This window comes from Paraburkholderia guartelaensis (genome assembly GCF_004353905.1).
Taxonomy (GTDB): Bacteria; Pseudomonadota; Gammaproteobacteria; order Burkholderiales; family Burkholderiaceae; genus Paraburkholderia; species Paraburkholderia guartelaensis.
Genome location: NZ_SMOD01000015.1, coordinates 60,244 through 82,365 on the forward strand (window position 1 = coordinate 60,244; position 22,122 = coordinate 82,365).

The window sequence follows — 22,122 nt, forward strand, 5'->3', positions numbered from 1 at the left end:
GATCCAAACATGTTGCTGATTGAATGCCCGTGGTGCGGTCCCCGCGCCGAAGTCGAGTTCACGTGCGGCGGCGAAGCCGACATCGCGCGTCCGCTCGAGACCGACAAGCTCACCGACGAGGAATGGGGCGACTACCTCTTCATGCGTCACAACCCGCGCGGCGTGCACAAGGAGCAGTGGCTGCACGCGCAGGGTTGCCGCCGCTGGTTCAAGGCGACGCGCGACACCGTCACCTACGAGATTCAGTGTTACGAGACCTTCGGCGCGACAAATGAAGCGCAAGGCAACAAGCAAGGGAGCACGCAGCGATGAGCCAGAAGAACCGCCTCGGCGCCGGTGGGCGCGTGAACCGCGCGATTCCGCTGAACTTCACGTTCAACGGCCGCACGTATCAGGGCTTCCAGGGCGACACGCTCGCCTCGGCGCTGCTCGCCAACGACGTGCATTTCGTCGCGCGCAGCTTCAAGTACCACCGCCCGCGCGGCATCATGACGGCGGACGTGGCCGAGCCGAACGCCATTGTGCAGCTGGAGCGCGGCGCGTATACGGTGCCCAATGCGCGCGCGACCGAAGTCGAGTTGTACCAGGGACTCGTCGCGACGAGCGTGAACGCCGAGCCTAGCCTCGAAAACGATCGCATGGCGATCAACCAGAAGTTCTCGCGCTTCCTGCCGGCGGGCTTCTACTACAAGACCTTCATGTGGCCGCGCAAATGGTGGCCGAAATACGAGGAAAAGATTCGCGACGCCGCGGGTCTCGGCAAGGCGCCCGAAGTGCGCGATGCCGACCGCTACGACAAATGCTTCGCGCATTGCGACGTGCTCGTGGTCGGCGGCGGCCCCGCCGGTCTCGCCGCCGCGCATACGGCGGGCGCAACCGGCGCACGCGTGATTCTGGTGGACGACCAGCGCGAACTGGGCGGCAGCCTGTTATCGTGCAAGGCCGATATCGATGGCCGTCCTGCTCTCAACTGGGTCGAGAAGATCGAAGCCGAACTCAAGCAGATGCCCGACGTGAAGATCCTGTCGCGCAGCACCGCGTTCGGCTATCAGGATCACAATCTCGTGACCGTGACGCAGCGTTTGACCGAGCATCTGCCGGTTTCCACGCGCCAGGGCACGCGCGAGCTGTTGTGGAAAATCCGCGCCAAGCGCGTGATTCTCGCGACGGGTGCGCACGAGCGTCCCATCGTGTTCGGCAACAACGATCTGCCGGGCATCATGCTGGCCTCGGCGGTCTCGACGTATATCCATCGCTATGGCGTGTTGCCGGGCCGCAATGCGGTCGTCTTCACGAACAACGACGCGGGCTACCGTTGTGCGCTCGACCTGAAGGCATGCGGAGCGACCGTCACGGTCGTCGATGCACGCACGCAGGGCAACGGCGCATTGCAGGCCGCCGCGCGCCGCCAGGGCGTGAAGGTGATGTACAACGCGGCCATCAACTGTGCGCACGGCAAGCAGCGCGTGAGTTCAGTCGACGTGGTGGGCTACGCGAACGGGCAAGCGGGCGCGCAGCAGGCCACGCTCCCATGCGATCTCGTTGCCGTGTCGGGCGGCTTCAGCCCGGTGCTGCACCTCTTCGCGCAGTCGGGCGGCAAGGCGCACTGGAGCGACGCGAAGGCGTGCTTCATGCCGGGCAAGCGCGTGCAGGAGGAAGTGAGCGTTGGGGCGGCGGTGGGCGAATTCGGTCTGGCTCGCGCGCTCACGCAGGGCGTGGACGGCGGCATCGACGCGGTGAAGTCGCTCGGCTTCCCGCTCAAGCGGCCCGCTGTGCCCAGGGCCGCCGAGGTCGAAGAAACGCCGCTGCAGGCGCTGTGGCTCGTGGGCAGCCGCAAGGATGCGGCGCGCGGGCCGAAGCAATTCGTCGACTTCCAGAACGATGTGTCGGCAGCGGACATTCTGCTCGCCGCACGCGAAGGCTTCGAGTCGGTCGAGCACGTGAAGCGTTACACGGCCATGGGCTTCGGCACCGACCAGGGCAAGCTGGGCAATATCAACGGCATGGCGATTCTCGCCAGCGCGCTCGGCAAGACGATTCCCGAAACGGGCACGACGACGTTCCGCCCGAACTACACGCCTGTCACGTTCGGCACGTTCGCGGGGCGCGAACTGGGCGACATGCTCGACCCGATCCGCAAGACCTGCATTCACGAGTGGCACGTGCAGCATGGCGCGGAATTCGAGGACGTGGGCAACTGGAAGCGCCCGTGGTACTACCCGAAGAGCGGGGAGAATCTGCACGCGGCCGTGAAGCGCGAGTGTCTCGCGGTGCGCAATAGCGTCGGCATTCTCGATGCTTCCACGCTGGGCAAGATCGACATTCAAGGGCCCGACGCCGCGAAGCTGCTCAACTGGGTCTATACGAACCCATGGCTCAAGCTCGAAGTGGGCAAGTGCCGTTATGGCCTGATGCTCGACGAAAACGGCATGGTGTTCGACGACGGCGTGACGGTGCGCCTCGGCGAGCAGCACTACATGATGACGACCACCACGGGCGGCGCGGCGCGCGTGCTCACGTGGCTCGAACGCTGGCTGCAGACCGAGTGGCCCGACATGAAGGTGCGCCTTGCTTCCGTCACCGACCACTGGGCGACGTTCGCCGTGGTCGGCCCGAAGAGCCGCAAGGTACTGCAGAAGGTGTGCAAGGACATCGACTTCGACAACGCCGCGTTCCCGTTCATGTCGTATCGCAACGGCACGGTGGCGGGCGTGAAGTCGCGCGTCATGCGTATCAGCTTCTCGGGCGAGCTGGCCTATGAAGTGAACGTGCCCGCGAATGCAGGCCGCGCCGTATGGGAAGCGCTGATGGAAGCCGGCGCCGAGTTCGACATCACGCCGTACGGCACGGAAACGATGCACGTGCTGCGCGCGGAGAAGGGCTACATCATCGTGGGTCAGGACACGGACGGGTCGGTCACGCCTTTCGACCTCGGCATGGGCGGTCTCGTCTCGCAGACGAAGGACTTCCTCGGCCGCCGCTCGCTCAAGCGCTCGGACACGGCGAAGGAAAACCGCAAGCAGTTCGTCGGACTGCTGACCGAAGACGCGCAATACGTGCTGCCCGAAGGCGGCCAGATCATCGCACCGGATGCGCAGGCGCGCGCCGACGGCACGACGCCGATGATCGGTCACGTGACGTCGAGCTATTACAGTCCGATCCTGCAGCGTTCCATCGCGCTCGCGGTCGTGAAGGGCGGCTTGAACAAGATGGGCGAGCGCGTGGTGATTCCCATGGCCGATGGCCGGCGCGTGAGCGCACAGATCGCGAGCCCGATTTTCTACGACACGGAAGGAGTGCGTCAGCATGTTGAATGAAACGAAAGACCCCTTGCCGGTCGCGGAGCGCGTCGTCGGTGTGCGCCTGGAGTCGCCGCTCGCCGGCGCAGCGGATCTGATCAAGGCGCAGGAGGGACGCGCCTCCAAAGCGTTCGCCATGCGCGAACAGCCGTTCCGTGACCTCGTGAACGTGCGCGGCGAATTGAGCGACCCGGCGTTCGTCGCGGCGTTCGCCAGCGTGGTGGGCTGCGAGCCACCCGCCGCGCCGAACACGGTCGCGCGCAGCGACCATTACGACGTGCTCTGGCTCGGGCCCGACGAATGGCTCGTGCGTTCGCTCGCATCCGTGCAAACGGGCATGCTCGAAGCGAAGCTGACCGCCGTGCTCGGTGACGCCTATGCGGCGGCCGTGGACATCGGCAGCGGCAACACGGTGATCGAGATCGAAGGCACGCGAGCGCGCGACGTGCTCTCGCGCGGCTGCCCGCTCGACCTGCATCCGCGCCTCTTCAAGCCGGGTCAATGCGCGCAGAGCGTGTATTTCAAGGCTTCGATCGTGCTGATTCCCACGGGCGACGACCGCTTCGAAATCGTCGTGCGCCGTAGCTTCGCCGATTATTTCTGCCGCATCATGGTCGACGCCGCGGCGTCGGTCGCGCCATGAAGATCGTCGATGCAGCGTTCGAGCCCGCGCTCGGCGCGCTGGGCGCAATCGGTGCGCTCGGCGCTCACGACGAGCCGCGCGGGCGCGGCTGGAGCGTATTCGTCGAAGCGTTGAGCGTGCCGGCGCGCATCGGTATCTATCCGCACGAGCACGGTTCCCCGCAGCCCCTCGTGATCGACGCGCAGCTCGGCTACCGCTGCATGCCGCACGAAAAGAACGCGACGGGTGAAGCGGGCGACTGGATCGACTACGACGGCTATTGCACGCGCCTTGCCGACTTTCTCGGGCGCAAGCCGCACACGCGGCTGCTCGAAACGCTGGTGGCGGACATGGCGGCGTTTTCGTTTCGCGAATGGCCCGCGCTGGAAACGCTCAGGCTTGCGGTGCACAAGCCGAAGATCCGGCCGGGTACGCGTCGCGTGGGCGTGGGGCTCGACTGGACGCGCGCCGACTATCGGCAATGGATACGGGTTGACGGGGGCGGGCGGCCGTAGCAGGCGAGACGCGTAGCCCGATGTCGGCGCAAAGCAAGGGCGCGTCGCTTTTTGCACATCGTCGTATGCGGCGGGCAGGCTACGCTCGAAGCATCGTTGACTTGCGCGGAGTCCGTGCGAGGCAACGCCATCTAGTGAGCAGCGTTGCGAGCTGCATCGAACAGGAGACAGCGAGATGAGCGGTAATCGAGGCGTCGTGTATCAAGGGCCGGGCAAGGTCGAGGTGCAGAACATCGCGTATCCGAAGATGGTCGATCCGAGCGGGCGCTCGATCGGCCATGGTGTCATTCTGAAGGTGGTCAGCACGAATATCTGCGGCTCGGACCAGCATATGGTGCGCGGGCGCACGACGGCACCCGTCGGTCTCGTGCTGGGCCATGAAATCACTGGCGAAGTGGTGGAGGTGGGCAACGACGTCGAAACGCTGAAGCTCGGCGACCTCGTTTCCGTGCCGTTCAATGTCGCTTGCGGGCGCTGTGCGATGTGCCGCGAGCAGCACACCGGCGTTTGCCTGAACGTGAATCCGTCGCGCGCGGGCGGCGCTTACGGCTATGTCGACATGGGCGGCTGGATTGGCGGTCAGGCCGAATACGTGCTCGTGCCGTATGCCGATTTCAACCTGCTGAAGTTTCCGGACCGCGACCAGGCCATGTCGAAGATCCGCGATCTCACGTGCCTCTCGGATATTCTGCCCACGGGCTACCACGGCGCGGTTACGGCGGGCGTGAAGCCGGGCTCGACCGTCTATATCGCGGGCGCGGGACCGGTGGGGATGGCGGCAGCGGCTTCGGCGCGCCTGCTCGGCGCGGCCTGCACGATCGTCGGTGACATCAATGCAGAGCGGCTCGCCCATGCGAAGGCGATGGGTTTCGAAGTGGTCGATCTGTCGAAAGACGCGACGCTTGGCGAGCAGATCGAACAGATTCTCGGCAAGCCGGAAATCGATTGCGCTGTGGATTGTGTTGGCTTCGAAGCGCACGGGCATGGCGCTTCCGGTCACTCGGAAGAGGCGCCTGCCACGGTGCTCAATTCGCTGATGGAAATCACGCGGCCTGCGGGCATGATCGGCATTCCCGGGCTGTACGTGACGGACGATCCGGGTGCACGCGATGTGGCCGCGCAGCATGGCAGCCTGAGCATCCGCTTTGGGCTTGGCTGGGCCAAGTCGCATACGTTTCATACGGGGCAGACGCCCGTGCTGAAGTACAACCGCAATCTCATGCAGGCGATTTTGTTTGATCGGTTGCCGATTGCCAAGATCGTTAATGTGTCGGTTATTTCGCTTGATGAGGCGCCTGAGGGCTATAAAAAATTTGATGGCGGTGCGCCGCGGAAGTTTGTGATTGATCCGCATGGGTTGTTGGCGGCGTAGGTTCGGTTTTGTTTTTGGTTTTGGCTTTCGCCGTTTTTTGGTTTTCTTGTTTTCGCGTCGGTATGCAGGTGTTGCCCCGCACAGGGGCAACGCTAGCAGACCAGCGCGAAAGCAAGTTTCAAATATGAACAACAGGCAAAGGCACAACAACAGCCGCCGCCGCAGGCGAATCCAAACCAGAAAGCGGTGCAATCCTCTTCCTCCGCTCCCCAGTAGGCGCACTCCCAAAAGCATCCCGATAGCTCTTGCTAAAGTGACAAGCCGACTGAAACCCGCAGGCCATCGTAATCTGCATAATCGACATATCGGTCTGCAGCAGGAGCTCACGCGCCCGCCGCAACCGCAGCGTCAAATAGTAATGCGTCGGCGTCATGCCAAGATGCTCATGAAAGAGCCGCTGCAACTGCCGCTGTGACATATTCGCGAGTCGCGCGAGTTCTTCACGTGAAAGCGGCTCTTCGATATTGTTCTCCATAAGAGAGATGACTTCGAAGAGCGACTTGTTAGCGGACCCGAGCCGCGCGACGAGCGGCATGCGCTGCTGGGCGGACGTATCGCGCACATGTTCGACAACGAATTGCTCGGCGATCTGCGTCACGCGAGCAGTGCCCACACGTGCCGTGATGAGATGCAGCATCATGTCGAGCGGCGCAACGCCGCCGGTGCAAGTCACGCGGTCGCGGTCAATGACGAAAAGCTCCTTGAGAAAACGCGTCGAAGGAAACTCTTCCTTCAGCGCCGACATGTTTTCCCAGTGAATCGCGCAAGCATACCCAGCCAGCAACCCGGACTTCGCCAGCGCATAGGTCCCGGTGCACAGGCTGCCGAGCGCAACACCCATGCGCGCGAAGCGCCGCAGCGCCGCGAGATGGGCGGGCGTGGTGGCCCGCTGCACATCGATGCCGCCGCAGACGAACACGATATCGGGCTGCCCCACGCATTCGGCCGGGCCTGTGTCGATGGACAGCCCGTTGCTCGACGCGACCGGGCCGCCCTCCGGGCTGATGATCGACCACCTGTAAAGCGGCTGCCCGCTCAGGTAGTTAGCCATACGAAGAACCTCGATGGCGTTCGTGAACGCGATCATCGTGAAGTCGGGCAGCGGCATGAACGCGAAGTGCGCTAACGACGCTGTGCGATCCGGCAGCATGGGGGACGATTCCTTGTGATCGGTAGCCTGTTGCCCAGTGGAGGCCCGGTTAGGCCGGGGGGCGGCTACGCTATCCTGATTTTCGAATTTGGCGGGTCCAGTGTGCCATGCGGCAAAACCCTGAGTCATCTGGACAAAAAAGCCGGATTCGGAAAATAGGACGAGGGTGCGGGATTGGTGCACCGCGATGCACGATAAATAATTCGGATTGGGAAACATGGGGCACGGCGCACCGTTAGCGGGCGCCCTAACGTAGCCACTTGTGAAAAATGGACGCGGATGGCGGAAAAGGAAAAGAACGCGTCTGAATTTCGACGTTGAGCGCCAATTCGAACGACAAGAATAGAACCGTCGGTCCCCAGCCGGTCAAGCGGGTTCAAAGCCGCTCTCAAGCCAGTCGCGACGGGGCCTCCAGCATTGCAGGAAGTCCTTCATTCATCGTCACGGAAGCCCTATGTCGAACACTCAACCTTTCTTTTCGCAAACGCTGGCGCAGCGCGATTCGGCAATCCGCAGCAGCATCCTGAAAGAACTCGAGCGGCAGCAGTCGCAGGTCGAAATGATCGCGTCGGAAAACATCGTGTCGCGCGCCGTGCTCGAGGCGCAAGGCTCGGTGCTGACCAACAAGTACGCGGAAGGTTATCCGGGCAAGCGTTATTACGGCGGCTGCGAATTCGCCGACGAGGTGGAAGCGCTTGCCATCAGCCGCATCAAGCAACTGTTCAACGCCGGCTTCGCCAACGTGCAACCGCATTCGGGCGCGCAAGCCAACGGCTCGGTCATGCTCGCGCTCGCCAAACCGGGCGACACGGTGCTCGGCATGTCGCTCGACGCGGGCGGCCACCTCACGCACGGCGCCAAGCCGGCGCTTTCCGGCAAGTGGTTCAACGCAGTGCAGTACGGCGTGAACCGCGAAACCATGCTGATTGACTACGACCAGGTCGAAGAACTCGCGCAGCAGCACAAGCCCAACCTCATCATCGCCGGCTTTTCCGCATATCCGCGCGCACTCGACTTCGCGCGCTTTCGCGCCATCGCCGACTCGGTCGGCGCGAAGCTGATGGTGGATATGGCGCATATCGCGGGCATCATCGCGGCGGGGCGTCATCAGAACCCCGTCGAGCATGCACATGTCGTGACCTCCACCACGCACAAGACGCTGCGCGGCCCGCGTGGCGGCTTCGTGCTGACCAACGACGAGGAGATCGCGAAGAAGATCAACTCGGCCGTGTTTCCCGGCCTGCAGGGCGGCCCGCTCATGCACGTGATCGCGGGCAAGGCGGTGGCGTTCGGCGAAGCGCTCGACGCCAGCTTCAAGACCTATATCGACAGCGTGCTCGCCAATGCGAAGGCGCTGGGCGAAGTGCTGAAGGCGGGCGGTGTCGATCTCGTGACGGGCGGCACCGATAACCATCTGCTGCTTGTCGATCTGCGACCCAAGGGCCTGAAGGGCAATCAGGTCGAGCAGGCGCTGGAGCGCGCCGGCATCACCTGCAACAAGAACGGCATTCCGTTCGACGCCGAAAAGCCCACGGTCACCTCGGGCATTCGCCTCGGCACGCCCGCAGGCACGACGCGCGGTTTCGGCGTGGACGAATTCCGCGAGATCGGCCGCCTGATTCTCGAAGTGTTCGACGCCCTGCGCGTGCATCCCGAAGGCGACGCCGCCACGGAGCAGCGCGTGCGCCGCGAGATCTTCGCGCTGTGCGAACGCTTCCCGATCTATACGCAAGCCTGATTCCTCACACCACCGCCTTTCAATTTCATTCGCGAGTTTCGGAGCGGCTAATGAGCACTCTGCACGACAACAGCATCATCATCGACGGCCTGAACATTTCGAAGTTCGAGCGCTCGGTGTTCGAAGACATGCGCAAGGGCGGCGTCACCGCCGTCAACTGCACGGTTTCTGTGTGGGAGGACTTCCAGAAGACCGTGGACAACATTGCGCAGATGAAGCAGCAGATTCGCGAGTACAGCGAGATCCTCACGCTCGTGCGCACGACCGACGACATCCTGCGCGCGAAGAAAGAGAACAAGACCGGCATCATTTTCGGCTTCCAGAACTCGTATGCGTTCGAGGACAACCTCGGCTATATCGAGGTGTTCAAGGAACTCGGTGTGAATGTCGTGCAGCTTTGCTACAACACGCAGAACCTGGTCGGCACGGGCTGCTATGAGCCGGATGGCGGGCTCTCCGGCTACGGGCGCGAAGTGATCCAGGAAATGAACCGCGTGGGGATTCTGGTCGATCTTTCGCACGTGGGCGGAAAGACGTCATCGGACGCGATTGCGTGCTCGAAAAAGCCGGTGACGTATTCGCACTGCTGTCCGTCGGGTCTAAAGGAGCACCCGCGCAACAAGACCGACGAGCAGCTGAAGGAGATTGCCGACGCGAACGGTTTCGTGGGCGTGACGATGTTCGCGCCGTTCCTCAAGAAGGGCCCGGATTCGACCGTCGAGGACTATATCGAAGCGATCGAATACGTCGTCGATCTGATCGGCGAGGACCGCGTGGGCATCGGCACGGATTTCACGCAAGGCTACAGCACCGAATTCTTCGACCGGATCACCCACGACAAGGGCCGTTATCGTCGCCTCACGAATTTCGGCAAGGTCGTGAACCCGGAAGGCATCCGCACGATCGGCGAATTTCCGAATCTCACCGCCGCCATGCAAAAAGCCGGCTGGAGCGAGACGCGCATCAAGAAGGTCATGGGCGAGAACTGGATGCGGGTGTTCGGAGAAGTCTGGGGCGGTTGACCGCCAGGCCTGACCATGCAGCATGGAAAGGCCATCGTTACTACTTAGAAACCCTAACTAAAAACGCTCGTTGAGTCATTGGAGCCCCACGAAATGCAACCGCAACTGCCGATCGATGTCGATCCCGCCACCGGCGTCTGGACCACGGACGCGCTGCCGATGCTGTATGTGCCGCGTCATTTCTTCACCAACAATCACACCGCCGTGGAAGAGGCGCTGGGTCGTGATGCGTACGCCGAGATTCTCTACAAGGCCGGCTACAAGTCGGCGTACCACTGGTGTGCGAAGGAAGCCGAAAAGCACGGCATTGCCGGCATGGACGTGTTCGAGCACTACCTGAAGCGTCTTTCGCAGCGCGGCTGGGGCCTCTTCACGATACGCGAAGCCGACCCGGCAACCGCGCGCGCGAAGATCGAATTGCGCCATTCGTCGTTCGTGCTCGCGCAACCGGGCAAGGAAGGCAAGCTTTGCTACATGTTCGCGGGCTGGTTCGCTGGCGCGATGGACTGGGTGAACGACACCACGGAAGGCGGAAAGAACGCACCGCGTTCGCAATCGAAAGAAGTGCAGTGCGCAGCCGAAGGCCACGCGTATTGCGTATTCGAAGTCTCGCCGATCGCCGCCTGAACGACCGCGCGCCCCACGTAATACAGGTCACACCGAAAGACACGAACGCCAGAGGTCGTCTGCGATGCGCTACCCCAATCTGTTCAAACCCTTGACACTCAATCAGCTCACGCTGCGCAACCGCATCGTCAGCACGGCCCACGCCGAGGTCTACGCGGAGCCGGGCGGCTTGCCGGGCGACCGCTATATCCGCTATTACGAAGAAAAGGCCAAGGGCGGCGTAGGCCTGGCCGTCTGCGGCGGCTCGAGCCCGGTGTCGATCGACAGCCCGCAGGGCTGGTGGAAGTCGGTGAATCTCGCCACGGACAAGGTCATCGATCCACTCGCGCGTCTGGCCGAGGCCATGCACCGCCACGGCGCGAAGATCATGATCCAGGCCACCCACATGGGCCGCCGCTCCGCCTTTCACGGCGAGCATTGGCCGCATTTGATGTCGCCTTCGGGCGTACGCGAGCCGGTGCACCGCGGCAACGCGAAGATCATCGAGGTGGAGGAGATCCGCCGCATCATCGACGACTTCGCGGCGGCCGCAAAGCGCGTGAAGGACGCGGGCATGGACGGCATCGAAATCTCCGCCGCGCACCAGCATCTGATCGACCAGTTCTGGAGCCCACGCACGAACTTCCGCACCGACGAATGGGGCGGCTCGCTCGAAAACCGTCTGCGTTTTGGCGTGGAAGTGCTCAAGGCCGTGCGCGAAGCGGTAGGCAAGGACTTTTGCGTCGGCCTGCGCATGTGCGGCGACGAATTCCACGAAGACGGCCTCGATCACGAGCAGCTCAAGGAAATCGCGCAGGCGATGTCGGAAACCGGCCTCATCGATTATCTCGGCGTGATCGGCTCCGGCGCGGATACGCACAACACGCTCGCGAACTGCATGCCGCCGATGGCGCTGCCGCCGGAGCCGTTCGTGCATCTCGCGGCAGGCATCAAGTCGGTGGTCAAGCTGCCGGTCATGCATGCACAGAGCATTCGCGACGCGGGGCAGGCCGAGCGTCTGCTGGCGAGCGGCATGGTCGATCTCGTGGGCATGACGCGCGCGCAGATTGCCGACCCGCATATGGTCATCAAGATTCGCGACGGCCGCGAGGACGAGATCAAGCAGTGCGTGGGCGCGAACTATTGCATCGACCGCCAGTACAACGGACTCGACGTGCTGTGCGTGCAGAACGCGGCGACGTCGCGCGAAGCGACCATGCCGCACGTGATCGAAAAATCGCGCGGCCCGAAGCGCAAGGTCGTGGTGGTCGGCGCGGGCCCGGCGGGCCTGGAGGCTGCACGCGTGGCGCGCCTGCGCGGCCATGACGTCGTGCTGTTCGAGAAGAACGACGCCGTGGGCGGCCAGATTCTGCTCGCTGCAAAAGCGCCGCAACGCGAGCAGATGGCGGGCATCGTGCGCTGGTTCGACATGGAGACGAAGCGTCTTGGCGTGGATCGCCGCCTTGGCGTGACGGCCGACGAAAAAACCATTCTCGCGGAAAAGCCCGACATCATCGTACTCGCCACGGGCGGCTCGAGCTTCACGCAGCAGGTTCCGGCCTGGGGCGTCGAAGAGGGGCTTGCCGTGAGCGCGTGGGACATCCTGAGCGGCAAGGTCGAACCGAAGCAGAACGTGCTCGTCTACGACGGCGTGAGCACGCATGCGGGCGCAGGCGTGGCCGATTTCATTTCGAGCCGCGGCTCGAAGGTGGAGATCGTGACGCCCGACGTGAAAGTCGCCGACGACGTGGGCGGCACCACGTTCCCGATCTTCTATCGCCGGCTCTATGCCCAAGGCGTGACTCACACGCCGAACTACTGGCTCGACCGCGTGTACGAAGAAGACGGCAAGAAGATCGCCGTGCTGCGCAACGAGTACACGGAGGAACAGGAAGAGCGCGCCGTCGACCAGGTGGTGATCGAAAACGGCAGCACGCCGAATGACGCCTTGTACTGGAAGCTCAAGCCCGAATCGGTCAATCGCGGGCAGGTGGACGTGCACAAGCTCTTCGCGGCCGAGGCGCAGCCGTGCCTTTCCGAAGAACTCGGCAATGGCCGCTTCCTGCTGTTCCGCGTGGGCGACTGCATCTCCTTGCACAACATTCACGGCGCGATCTACGACGCGCTGAGGCTCGCCAAGGACTTCTGAACCATGAATCCGACCTGGCTCATTACCGCGCTGCTGTGGGTGTCGATGGCGGGGCTCGCGTTCGCGGTCGCGAAGCGTGCCGCTTTCTGGCGGGTGGGGCGCGCGGCTGCGCCCGGCTCCGTCGGCGTCGGCAAGCTGTTCAGTATCCCGAAGCGTTATTTCGTCGATCTGCACCACGTGGTGGCGCGCGACCCGTACATCGCCAAGACGCACGTTGCCACCGCGGGCGGCGCCATCGCGGCGCTCGCGCTCATGTTCATCAACTACGGGTTCGCGATCTATTCGCCGTGGCTCGACAAGCTGATCTTTCTTGCTGCGCTCGCCATGCTGATCGGCGTGGTGTTCGTGTGGCGCCGCCGCCACGCGAAAGCGGTGCCGGCGCGCCTCTCGCGCGGGCCCTGGAATACGCTGCCGTGGCTGCTCGGTTCGTTCGCGCTGGGTGTGGCGCTCTTCACGGTCGTACCGGCGGGCGCCATGTCGGGCGGCTTCGCGGTACTCTGCGCGCTGCTGATCGCCGTCGGCGCGTTCGCGATGACGTTCGGCGCGGCGCGCGGCGGCCCGATGAAGCATGCCGTGGCGGGGCTGTTGCACCTCGCGTTCCATCCGCGTCAGGAGCGCTTTTCGGCCACGCGCGAGGGCTGGACCGGCAACGGCACGGCTACGCCGCCCACGGCACTGAAGCTCCCAGACATTGAAGAGAAGCAGGAATATGGCGTGGCGAAACCCGTTGAGTTTCGCTGGAACCAACTGCTGAGTTTCGACGCCTGCGTGCAGTGCGGCAAATGCGAGGCCGCGTGCCCCGCGTTCGCCTCGGGCCAGCCGCTCAACCCCAAGAAGCTGATTCAGGATCTCGTGGTGGGCATGGCCGGGGGCACCGATGCGGCCTATGCGGGCAGCCCCACGCCCGGCATCAAGGTCGGCGAGCATGCCGGCGCACCGAATGGCCCGATCGTCTCGAACCTGATCGAAGCGCAAACGCTGTGGTCGTGCACGACCTGCCGCGCCTGCGTGCAGGAGTGCCCGATGCTGATCGAGCACGTGGATGCCATCGTCGATATGCGCCGCAATCAGACCCTGGTGCATGGCGAGGTGCCGGGCAAAGGCCCCGAGGTGCTTGCCAATCTGCGCGAAACGGGCACGGCAGGCGGCTACGACAAGGCCGCGCGCTACGACTGGTCAGTCGATCTCAACGCGCCGGTGGCGCAACCCGGCAAGCGCGTGGACATCCTGGTGGTAGCGGGCGAGGGCGCGTTCGACATGCGCTATCAGCGCACGCTCCGTGCGCTCGTGAAGGTGCTCAACAAGGCGGGCGTGAACTACGCGGTGCTGGGCGCGCGGGAAACCGACACGGGCGACGTGGCGCGCCGCCTCGGCGACGAAGCCACATTCCAGCAGATGGCGAAGCAAATGATGACGACGCTCGCCACGCTGGACTTCGCGCGCATCGTCACCGCCGATCCGCACGTCATGCACAGTCTGCGCAATGAATACCGCGCGCTTGGCGGGCGTTACGAAGTGCTGCATCACACGACCTACCTCGCGGAACTCGCCGCGACGGGACGCATCGCGCCCAAGGCCGTGCAGGCGCTCGCGGAAAAGCGCACGACGTATCACGATCCCTGCTATCTGGGCCGCTACAACGGCGAGACCGAAGCGCCGCGCCAACTGCTCAAGACCATCGGCATCAAGGTCGTGGAGATGGAGCGTCACGGCATGCGTGCGCGCTGCTGCGGCGGTGGCGGCGGCGCGCCGCTCACCGATATCCCCGGCAAGCAGCGCATTCCCGACATCCGCATCGCCGACGCGCGCGCCGTCAACGCCGAAGTCGTCGCCGTTGGCTGCCCGCAATGCACGGCGATGCTCGAAGGCGTCGTGGGTCCGCGCCCCGACGTGCTCGACGTGGCCGAACTCGTAGCCGCCTCGCTGGAGTGAATCGATGAATACCCTCAAACGAATCGATCCGCGCCGTCCCTTCGTCATTACGGCGGCGGGCCTCAAGCGCATCACGCTGGGCGAAGCCGGCAGCGCGGACACGAGCGCCGAGCCATGGCATACGCAGCACGCAAGCGCAGCGAAGCCACGCCGAGTGATTAGTCATCCGGATCATGTACTGCTCGTTGTCGCGCACGCCGAACGCGGCGCGCTCGACGATCACGCGTGCCAGGCCATTGCCGCCGCCGCGCTGCTGGCCGATGCGCAAACCGAAGTCGCGCTGCTCGTGTTCGGCGAGCTGAAGGACGATGCTGGGGCGCTCGGCGTGGACAAGCTGATCGAACTGCCGGGTTTCGAGCGCCGTACGTTCGCGCCGGAAAGCGCGTTGCGTGCGCTGCAGGCCTGCGCCGCGGCGCTCGCGCCGAAGCACGTCTTCCTGCCCGACAACGCCAGCGGCGACGGCGATCTCGGCCGCCGCTATGCGGCCGCCGCGGGTGCGAGCGTGGCAACTCACGTGGTCGAGATCGATGCGACGCATGTGGGCGTGTATGAACAGGCGAAGCGCGCGTGGGCCGCGCGCTCGCTGCCCGACGTGATCCTGCTCGCGCCGAACGCTGTCGAGGCGAAGCTGCCTTTCGTCGGCGCGGGCGAACGCCTCGCGGGCGATTTCATCCGGCCGGCTACCGACCTCGCGTCGCCATACAAGGACCTCGGCCTCGAATCTATCGACGCCGCCCAGGTCGCGCTCGAAGAAGCCGATTTCATCGTCTCGGCGGGCAACGGCGTGACCGACATCGCCGCGTTCGGGCGCCTCGCGGGCGCCTTCGGTGCGGCCATCGGCGCGAGCCGCGTGGCAGTGGACAACGGTCACTTCACGCGCGACAAGCAGGTGGGCGCAACGGGCAAGACGGTCGAGGCGAGCGTGTATATCGCGTTCGGCATTTCGGGCGCCGTGCAGCACTTGCAGGGCATCAAGGACTGCCGCCATGTGATTGCCGTGAATCTCGACGGCAGCGCGCCCATTGCGAAGCGCGCCAATCTGACCGTGGTCGGCGACGCGCAAGGCACGATCGCCGCGCTGATCGAGCAGGTGCAAGCCGCACGCGCAGAGCGTGGCGGGGCGAGCGCCGTCCGTGACGAAACGCATTCCGCAGGAGTCGCTGCATGAACGCACGCCATGATCCTCAACGTGGAATCGAGCGCATTGCGGTGCTCGTTTCGGTGGGGCGTCACCCCGTGAGCGGCGCGCCGCGTTACAGCCGCAACGATGCCCTCGCGCTCGACCTCGCGCGTACGCTGGCCGAGCGGCATCGCGCGCGTCTCGACGTGCTGCACGCAGGCGACGCCGCCGATCCCGCGCTCGCCGAATACCTCGCGCTGGGCGCGCACGAAGTGGAGGTGCTGGCCTGCGCGCCTTCCGGCGACGCGGCGCGTGTGCTCGCCGAACGCGTGCGCGGCTACGACCTCGTGCTGACCGGCACGCGCGCCGAGGGCGCGCACGACAGCGGCATGCTGCCGTACGGTGTGGCGGCTGCGCTGGGCCTGCCGATCGTGGGCGGCGCGGTCGATATCGACGTGGACGTCACGACGCGCGCCGCCGTGGTGCGCCAGTTTCTGCCCAAGGGTCTGCGCCGTCGCGTGCAGACGGCGCTGCCCGCGGTGATCGCCGTGCATCCGCTCGCGAACGCCGAGCCCCGTTACGCCTATGCGCGGCTTCGCGCGGGCGCGGTGCGGCCCGCGAGCGCAACGCGCGTCAGCGCCGCCGAATCGACTGAAGCGGCCGCCTGGACGGTCGGCCCGATTGAGCGTAAACCCGTGCGGCTGGCCGCGGCGGAAAAGCGTTCAGGCCACGCGCGCATGCTTTCGGCGACCACGACCGAAAGCCGGGGCGGCAACGTCGTAATTGAAGGGAGTTCGGTCGAAAAAGCACAAGTGATCCTCGCGTATTTGCGGGAGCATCAACTCATCGACTACTGATTTTGCTGGCCTGTCGGCAACGAACTGGGATGAAAAATCCGGAGCACACATGAAAGTAACGGCAGAGATTCGCGCGCTGATCGAGCGCCGCCAAGCGGGTTACAGCCTGGAGGCGCCTTTCTACCTGAGCGAGGAGATTTTCGCGCTCGATATGGAGACGATTTTCCGGCAACACTGGATCGAGGTCGCCACGGAAGCGGAAATTCCGGAACCGGGCGATTACGTGACCGTCGATCTGGCGGGCGACTCGATCCTGATCGTGCGCGACGACGACATGCAGGTGCGCGCGTTCCACAACGTCTGCCGCCACCGCGGCGCGCGGCTGTGTAACGAAGAGAAGGGGTCGGTGGGCAATATCGTGTGCCCGTATCACAGCTGGACCTACAACCTCACCGGCGCGCTGATGTTCGCCGAGCACATGGGCGAGCAGTTCGACCGCTGCAAGCACAGCCTCAAGAACGTGCATGTGGAAAATCTCGCGGGCCTGATCTTCGTGTGTCTCGCCGAAGAGCCGCCCGCCGACTTCGCGGCGATGCGCGCCGAAATGGAGCCGTATTTGCTGCCGCACGACCTGGCGGGCTGCAAGGTGGCCGCACAAGTCGACATCATCGAGAAGGGCAACTGGAAGCTCGTGATGGAAAACAATCGCGAGTGCTATCACTGCGTGGCGAATCATCCCGAGCTGACGATTTCGCTCTACGAATACGGCTTTGGCTACGCGCGCACGGACGCCAACGCGGAAGGCATGGACGCGTTCGAGCGCACCTGCAACGAGCGCGCGCAGCAGTGGGAAGCGATGGACCTGCCGTCCGTCGAAATCGAAAAACTGCTGGACGTAACGGGTTTTCGCACGCAGCGCCTGCCGCTCGACCGCTGCGGCGAGTCGCAAACGCTGGATGCGAAGGTCGCCTCGAAGAAGCTGCTCGGCGAATTCCGCACGGCCGATCTCGGCGGCCTCTCGTTCTGGACGCAGCCGAATTCGTGGCATCACTTCATGAGCGATCACATCGTGTCGTTTTCCGTGATTCCGCTTTCCGCCGGCGAAACGCTCGTGCGCACGCGCTGGCTCGTTCACAAGGACGCGCGCGAAGGCATCGATTACGACGTGGAGAACCTCACTGCCGTGTGGAACGCGACCAACAACCAGGACCGCACGCTCGTGGAGTATTCGCAGCGCGGAGCGACGAGCAGTGCGTATGAGCCGGGTCCGTATTCGCCGTACACGGAAGGGCTCGTTGAAAAGTTCTCGGCCTGGTATATCGGCCGCCTCGCCAGGCAGATTGGCGCATAACGCACACGCGTAAAGCAAAGAGAGCGGAGTTTGACATGATGCGAGACGCGGCCCAATTCAATCCACTCGACGCCAGCGACAGCCGGGTGACGCGCCCGGCGTTCTGGGGCGCGCTGCCCGAGCGGTGGACGAGCGAGGTCGAGGAGACCCTCGTGTGCTGCCACGTATGGCAGGAAACGCACGACGTGAAGAGCTTTTTCCTGCGCTCGCCGCAGGGCCGCACGTTCTCGTTCGAGCCGGGGCAGTTCCTCACGCTCGAACTCGAGATCGACGGCGAGGCCATCAACCGGTGCTATACGATTTCGTCGTCGCCCGCACGGCCTCATACCATTTCCATTACGGTCAAGCGAGTGCCGGGCGGCAAGGTGTCGAACTGGCTGCACGACAACCTGCGGCCTGGCGTTTCGCTGCGCGTGCTCGGGCCGGCCGGCGAATTCACCTGTGCGCGTCACCCCGCTCCGAAGTATCTGTTCCTTTCCGCAGGGTCCGGCGTCACGCCGCTGATGTCGATGAGCCGCGCGCATCACGATCTCGCGGAGGACCGCGACATCGTTTTCGTGAACAGCGCCCGCACACCCGACGACATCATCTTCGCGCGCGAACTGGAACTGATCGCTTCGAGCCGCGCGAATTTCCGCACGTCGTTCGTCTGTGAAAGGGTGGGCGCACGCACCGATTGGTCAGGCGTGACGGGCTTTCTTTCGCTGCCGCTCCTGAAGTTGATTGCACCGGACTTCATGGAACGCGAAATCTTCACCTGCGGGCCCGCGCCCTACATGAAAGCCGTGCGCGATCTGCTCGACGAAGCGGGCTTCGCGCGCGAACGCTATCACGAAGAGAGTTTTTCATTCGAAACGCTTACGGCGGAAGCCGAAGCGCCGGTCGAACAGCCTCCGGCGGAATCGTCGGTCGAAACGGCCAGCTTCAAGATCACCTTCGCAAAGAGCCGCCGCGAGATTCAATGCGGCGCACAACAGACCGTGCTCGATGCTGCGCGCCAGGCCGGCGTGCGCCTCGCTTCCTCGTGCAGCCAGGGCATGTGCGGAACCTGCAAGGTCAAGCTCGTTTCCGGGCAAGTGGATATGAAGCATAGCGGCGGCATACGCCAGCGCGAAATCGATCAGGGCATGGCGCTGCTGTGCTGCTCGAAGCCGCTGTCCGACCTCGTCGTCGACAAATAGCGCGCACGTCGCGCAACGACAAGAACACGTCGTAAATCGACGTTAGCGGCAGATTGTGGCGGGCGAATCTGCATATGCACGGGGCGCTTGCCCATATCACAGGAGATCGACCATGAAGCTGGCTGGAAAACTCTTTTGGACCGGTGTGTTATCGGCGATGGTGAGCTTGAGCGCCCCGGCGTTTGCCGACGGCAAGCCGACCTTGAAGATCGGTTATGTCGAAGGCTGGGACGACAGCGTCGCGACGTCCAACGTGGCCGCGCGCATCATCGAGAAACGCTACGGCTATCCGGTGCAGCTCGTGCCCGTGGCCGCGGGCATCATGTGGCAGGGCGTGGCGCGCGGTGACCTCGACGCGACGCTTTCCGCCTGGCTCCCCGTCACACAGGGCGCGTACTGGGCGCAATTCAAGGACAAGGTGGTCGACCTCGGCACGAACTTCACGGGCGCGAAGATTGGCCTCGTGGTGCCCGACTATGTGAGCGCGAAGAGCATTACCGATCTGAACGCGGACAAGTCGGCGTTCGGCGGGCGCATCGTCGGCATCGACGCCGGCGCGGGCGTGATGCGCAAGACCGATGAGGCCGTCAAGCAATACGACCTCAGCTACAGCGTGATGCCGAGTTCGGGCAGCGCGATGACGGCCGAGCTGGCGCGCTCGGTGGGATCGAAGAAACCCGTGATCGTCACGGGCTGGACGCCGCACTGGATGTTCGCCAAGTACAAGCTGCGCTTCCTCGATGATCCGAAGAACGTCTACGGCGCGGCCGAGCACGTGGACAACGTGGCCAACCCCGAGCTGGAAAAGAAGGCCCCGCAGGTCGTGACGTTCCTGAAGAACTTCCAGTGGAAGCCGGGTGAGATCGACAGCGTGATGCTCGCGATCCAGAACGGCGAGAAGCCTGACGCCGCCGCCGATACGTGGATCGCCGCGCATGGCGACCGCGTGAATGCCTGGGCGGGCACGCAGTAATCGCAAGCAATAAAACGGCAGGGGGCCCGCAGCGGCCCCGCCAGATCAGCGCCCATCACGGGCCGCGCGCAGTGCGATTGTGCGCATGCAGCAAGTGACTTTTCTGATGCGGCGCCGTGTCGCTTTTGCGTAAGCGTCTGTCGCAATTCGCCATCCCGGCAGGGATTTTTCTGGCAACTATGTAGACATACCGTGCGGGCCGGCGCCTGCCGTTCGAGGAGACGGAGTCGATGAAATCCCCCAAGATCGTGGTCGATGGATTATGCAAGGTGTTCGGGCCCAACCCGAAGCTTGCACGTGAGCTGCTTGCGAAGGGCGCGACGAAAGACGAACTGTTCGCGAAGACCGGCTATGTGCTCGGCGTGAACAATGCGTCGTTCGAGGTGCATGAGGGCGAGATTTTCGTGCTGATGGGCCTCTCCGGCTCGGGCAAGTCCACGCTGATCCGGCTCATAAACCGGCTCGTGGAGCCCACCGCCGGCAAGGTCGTCATCGACGGGCGCGATATCGCCGCCGTGCGGCGCTCGGAACTGGTCTCGCTGCGCCGGACCGACATGAGCATGGTGTTCCAGTCGTTCGCGCTCATGCCGCAGCGCAGCGTGCTTGCGAATGCCGCGTTCGGCCTCGAAGTGGCGGGCGTGGGCCGCAAGGAGCGCGAGCGGCGCGCGCTGGCCGTGCTGGAACAGGTCGGCCTCGCGGCATTTGCGCAGAAGCTGCCCGCCGAGCTTTCGGGCGGCATGCAGCAACGCGTGGGCCTCGCTCGCGCGCTCGCGGTGAACCCCTCGCTCATGATCATGGATGAAGCGTTCTCCGCGCTCGATCCGCTCAAGCGCAAGGAAATGCAGAACGTGCTGCTGCAACTGCAAAAGGAGCAGCGCCGCACGATCATGTTCGTCTCGCACGACCTCGAAGAGGCGCTGCGCATCGGCAGCCGCATCGCGATCATGGAAGGCGGACGCATCGTGCAGATCGGCACGCCGCAGGAAATCATCAGCAATCCTGCCGATGACTATGTGCGTGCGTTCTTCGACGGCGTGGACACGAGCCGCTATCTCACCGCCGGTGACCTCATGCAGCGCGAAGCCGTGCCGGTCATCCGCACGCTCGACGCGAAGAGCGTTGCCTCGTCGCTCAACGGTAGCGCCGAGTACGCGTTCGTGCTGGACGCCCAGCGCCGCATCAGCGGGTGTGTCACGCGCGACGCGATCGGCGCCGCGCAGCCATCGCTGCAGAAAGTCGAATGCATCACGCTAGGCACGCCGCTCGAGCAGGTGGTCTCGCGCGTGTGTGCGAACACGACGGCGCTGCCCGTGGTCGACGACGAGGGCCGCTATTGCGGCTCCATCGATCAGGCCGCCGTGCTGAAGGTCATTACGCGTAATCGAGGTGCTGCCCATGTCTGAGATCATTCCCGTCGGCCAGTGGGTCGATCAGTCTGTTCACTATCTGCTCGACCACGACGCCAATAGCTTTGACGCCGTCGGCAAGGCAATCGAGGGCTTCGCCGCATTCGTCGAGCACGGTTTGCAGGCCATTCCCATGTGGGCGCTCATGGCGTTCTTCATCGCAATCGGCCTGTGGCGTGTGGGCTTGCGCTTCGCGATCTTCGTCACCTGCTCGCTATTGCTGATCTACGCAACAGGCTTCTGGGATCAGACCGTTGTGACGCTCGGCCTCACGCTCTCGTCGACGGTCATCAGCCTCGTGATCGGTATTCCGCTTGGCATCTGGACGGCGAAGAGCAAGCTCGTGCAAACCATCGTGCGGCCCATTCTCGACCTGATGCAGACCATGCCGGCCTTCGTCTATCTGATCCCTGCGGCGATGCTGTTCGGTCTCGGCCGCGTGCCAGGCATTCTGTCCACCGTGATCTTCGCCATGCCGCCCGCCGTGCGTCTCACGAGCCTCGGCATCAAGCACGTGAATCGGGAGATCGTCGAAGCAGGGCAGGCGTTCGGCTGCACGCCGTGGCAATTGCTGTACAAGGTGCAGTTTCCCAACGCGCTGCCGTCCATCATGCAGGGCGTGAACCAGACCATCATGATGGCGCTTTCGATGGTCATCATCGCCTCGATGGTGGGCGCGGGCGGACTTGGCAACGACGTGCTCGCGAGCATTCAGCGGCTGGATATTGGCCTTGGTTTCGAAAGCGGACTGTCCGTCGTGCTGCTTGCCATCATCCTCGACCGCATCACCGAAAGCTTTGGCCGGGCGCCGGGCGCGGTGAAAGCGCCGCTGCTCTCGGGGCTCAAGCAACTGATGCGGGTGCGTCCCGCAGTAGTCGAGGCGTAACCG

The 22,122-nt window shown here is 64.1% G+C and carries 17 protein-coding genes and 1 pseudogene; 17 read left to right on the forward strand and 1 reads right to left on the reverse strand.

Going from position 1 to position 22,122, the window contains the following annotated elements:
• Window positions 1-9: 9 nt before the first annotated feature.
• The 5 genes from E1N52_RS20625 (at window position 10) to fdhA (ending at window position 5,808) form a co-directional block, all read left to right on the forward strand.
• Window positions 10-312, forward strand: coding sequence for a sarcosine oxidase subunit delta (locus E1N52_RS20625; RefSeq protein WP_133184579.1), 303 nt, complete (start codon window positions 10-12; stop codon window positions 310-312).
• Window positions 309-3,317: a sarcosine oxidase subunit alpha family protein gene (locus E1N52_RS20630; RefSeq protein ID WP_133184580.1), complete on the forward strand. Its 3,009-nt coding sequence runs from the start codon at window positions 309-311 to the stop codon at window positions 3,315-3,317. Before E1N52_RS20625 ends, E1N52_RS20630 begins: the two co-directional genes overlap by 4 nt.
• Window positions 3,307-3,942, forward strand: coding sequence for a sarcosine oxidase subunit gamma (locus tag E1N52_RS20635; protein WP_133184581.1), 636 nt, complete (start codon window positions 3,307-3,309; stop codon window positions 3,940-3,942). The genes E1N52_RS20630 and E1N52_RS20635 overlap by 11 nt, the downstream gene beginning before the upstream one ends.
• Window positions 3,939-4,436 (forward strand): dihydroneopterin aldolase, encoded by a 498-nt coding sequence (locus tag E1N52_RS20640; protein WP_133184582.1) that lies wholly within the window; start codon window positions 3,939-3,941, stop codon window positions 4,434-4,436. Before E1N52_RS20635 ends, E1N52_RS20640 begins: the two co-directional genes overlap by 4 nt.
• Before the next feature lie 175 nt (window positions 4,437-4,611).
• The gene (gene fdhA / locus E1N52_RS20645; RefSeq protein WP_133184583.1) at window positions 4,612-5,808 is read left to right on the forward strand and encodes a formaldehyde dehydrogenase, glutathione-independent; all 1,197 of its coding nucleotides are present in this window, start codon (window positions 4,612-4,614) and stop codon (window positions 5,806-5,808) included.
• Window positions 5,809-5,926: 118 nt separating this feature from the next.
• Here fdhA and E1N52_RS20650 read toward each other — a convergent pair whose 3' ends face one another.
• The gene (locus E1N52_RS20650) at window positions 5,927-6,958 is read right to left on the reverse strand and encodes a GlxA family transcriptional regulator (protein WP_133184584.1); all 1,032 of its coding nucleotides are present in this window, start codon (window positions 6,956-6,958) and stop codon (window positions 5,927-5,929) included.
• Between the two features lie 454 nt (window positions 6,959-7,412).
• Between E1N52_RS20650 and E1N52_RS20660 the strand changes: the two genes are divergently transcribed.
• The 12 genes and pseudogenes from E1N52_RS20660 to choW all read left to right on the forward strand — a co-directional run bounded on the left by E1N52_RS20660 (window position 7,413) and on the right by choW (window position 22,119).
• Window positions 7,413-8,696 (forward strand): serine hydroxymethyltransferase, encoded by a 1,284-nt coding sequence (locus tag E1N52_RS20660; protein ID WP_133184586.1) that lies wholly within the window; start codon window positions 7,413-7,415, stop codon window positions 8,694-8,696.
• 50 nt (window positions 8,697-8,746) lie between these two features.
• Window positions 8,747-9,718 carry a dipeptidase gene (locus E1N52_RS20665; protein ID WP_133184587.1) on the forward strand — a complete coding sequence of 324 codons (972 nt, stop codon included), beginning with the start codon at window positions 8,747-8,749 and terminating at the stop codon, window positions 9,716-9,718.
• A gap of 93 nt (window positions 9,719-9,811) precedes the next feature.
• Window positions 9,812-10,345: a DUF5943 domain-containing protein gene (locus E1N52_RS20670; RefSeq protein ID WP_133184588.1), complete on the forward strand. Its 534-nt coding sequence runs from the start codon at window positions 9,812-9,814 to the stop codon at window positions 10,343-10,345.
• A gap of 64 nt (window positions 10,346-10,409) precedes the next feature.
• Window positions 10,410-12,473, forward strand: a complete 2,064-nt coding sequence (locus E1N52_RS20675) for an NADH:flavin oxidoreductase (protein ID WP_133184589.1) — start codon at window positions 10,410-10,412, stop codon at window positions 12,471-12,473.
• 3 nt (window positions 12,474-12,476) lie between these two features.
• Window positions 12,477-14,405 carry a (Fe-S)-binding protein gene (locus E1N52_RS20680; protein ID WP_133184590.1) on the forward strand — a complete coding sequence of 643 codons (1,929 nt, stop codon included), beginning with the start codon at window positions 12,477-12,479 and terminating at the stop codon, window positions 14,403-14,405.
• Window positions 14,406-14,409: 4 nt separating this feature from the next.
• Complete coding sequence (locus E1N52_RS20685; protein ID WP_133184591.1) at window positions 14,410-15,573, forward strand: electron transfer flavoprotein subunit alpha/FixB family protein; 1,164 nt, start codon at window positions 14,410-14,412, stop codon at window positions 15,571-15,573.
• Window positions 15,570-16,382, forward strand: coding sequence for an electron transfer flavoprotein subunit beta/FixA family protein (locus E1N52_RS20690; RefSeq protein WP_133184592.1), 813 nt, complete (start codon window positions 15,570-15,572; stop codon window positions 16,380-16,382). Before E1N52_RS20685 ends, E1N52_RS20690 begins: the two co-directional genes overlap by 4 nt.
• Before the next feature lie 49 nt (window positions 16,383-16,431).
• Complete coding sequence (locus E1N52_RS20695; protein ID WP_133184593.1) at window positions 16,432-17,673, forward strand: aromatic ring-hydroxylating oxygenase subunit alpha; 1,242 nt, start codon at window positions 16,432-16,434, stop codon at window positions 17,671-17,673.
• A 35-nt stretch (window positions 17,674-17,708) separates the two neighbouring features.
• The gene (locus E1N52_RS20700) at window positions 17,709-18,854 is read left to right on the forward strand and encodes an FAD-binding oxidoreductase (RefSeq protein ID WP_133184594.1); all 1,146 of its coding nucleotides are present in this window, start codon (window positions 17,709-17,711) and stop codon (window positions 18,852-18,854) included.
• A gap of 112 nt (window positions 18,855-18,966) precedes the next feature.
• Window positions 18,967-19,827 carry a glycine betaine ABC transporter substrate-binding protein gene (locus E1N52_RS20705; RefSeq protein ID WP_133184595.1) on the forward strand — a complete coding sequence of 287 codons (861 nt, stop codon included), beginning with the start codon at window positions 18,967-18,969 and terminating at the stop codon, window positions 19,825-19,827.
• 117 nt (window positions 19,828-19,944) lie between these two features.
• A pseudogene (locus E1N52_RS20710) lies at window positions 19,945-21,230 on the forward strand (quaternary amine ABC transporter ATP-binding protein); the annotation flags it as partial.
• On the forward strand, window positions 21,223-22,119 hold the full coding sequence (choW, locus tag E1N52_RS20715; RefSeq protein WP_133184597.1) for a choline ABC transporter permease subunit: 897 nt from the start codon (window positions 21,223-21,225) through the stop codon (window positions 22,117-22,119). The pseudogene E1N52_RS20710 and the gene choW, both read left to right, overlap by 8 nt.
• Window positions 22,120-22,122: the final 3 nt, after the last annotated feature.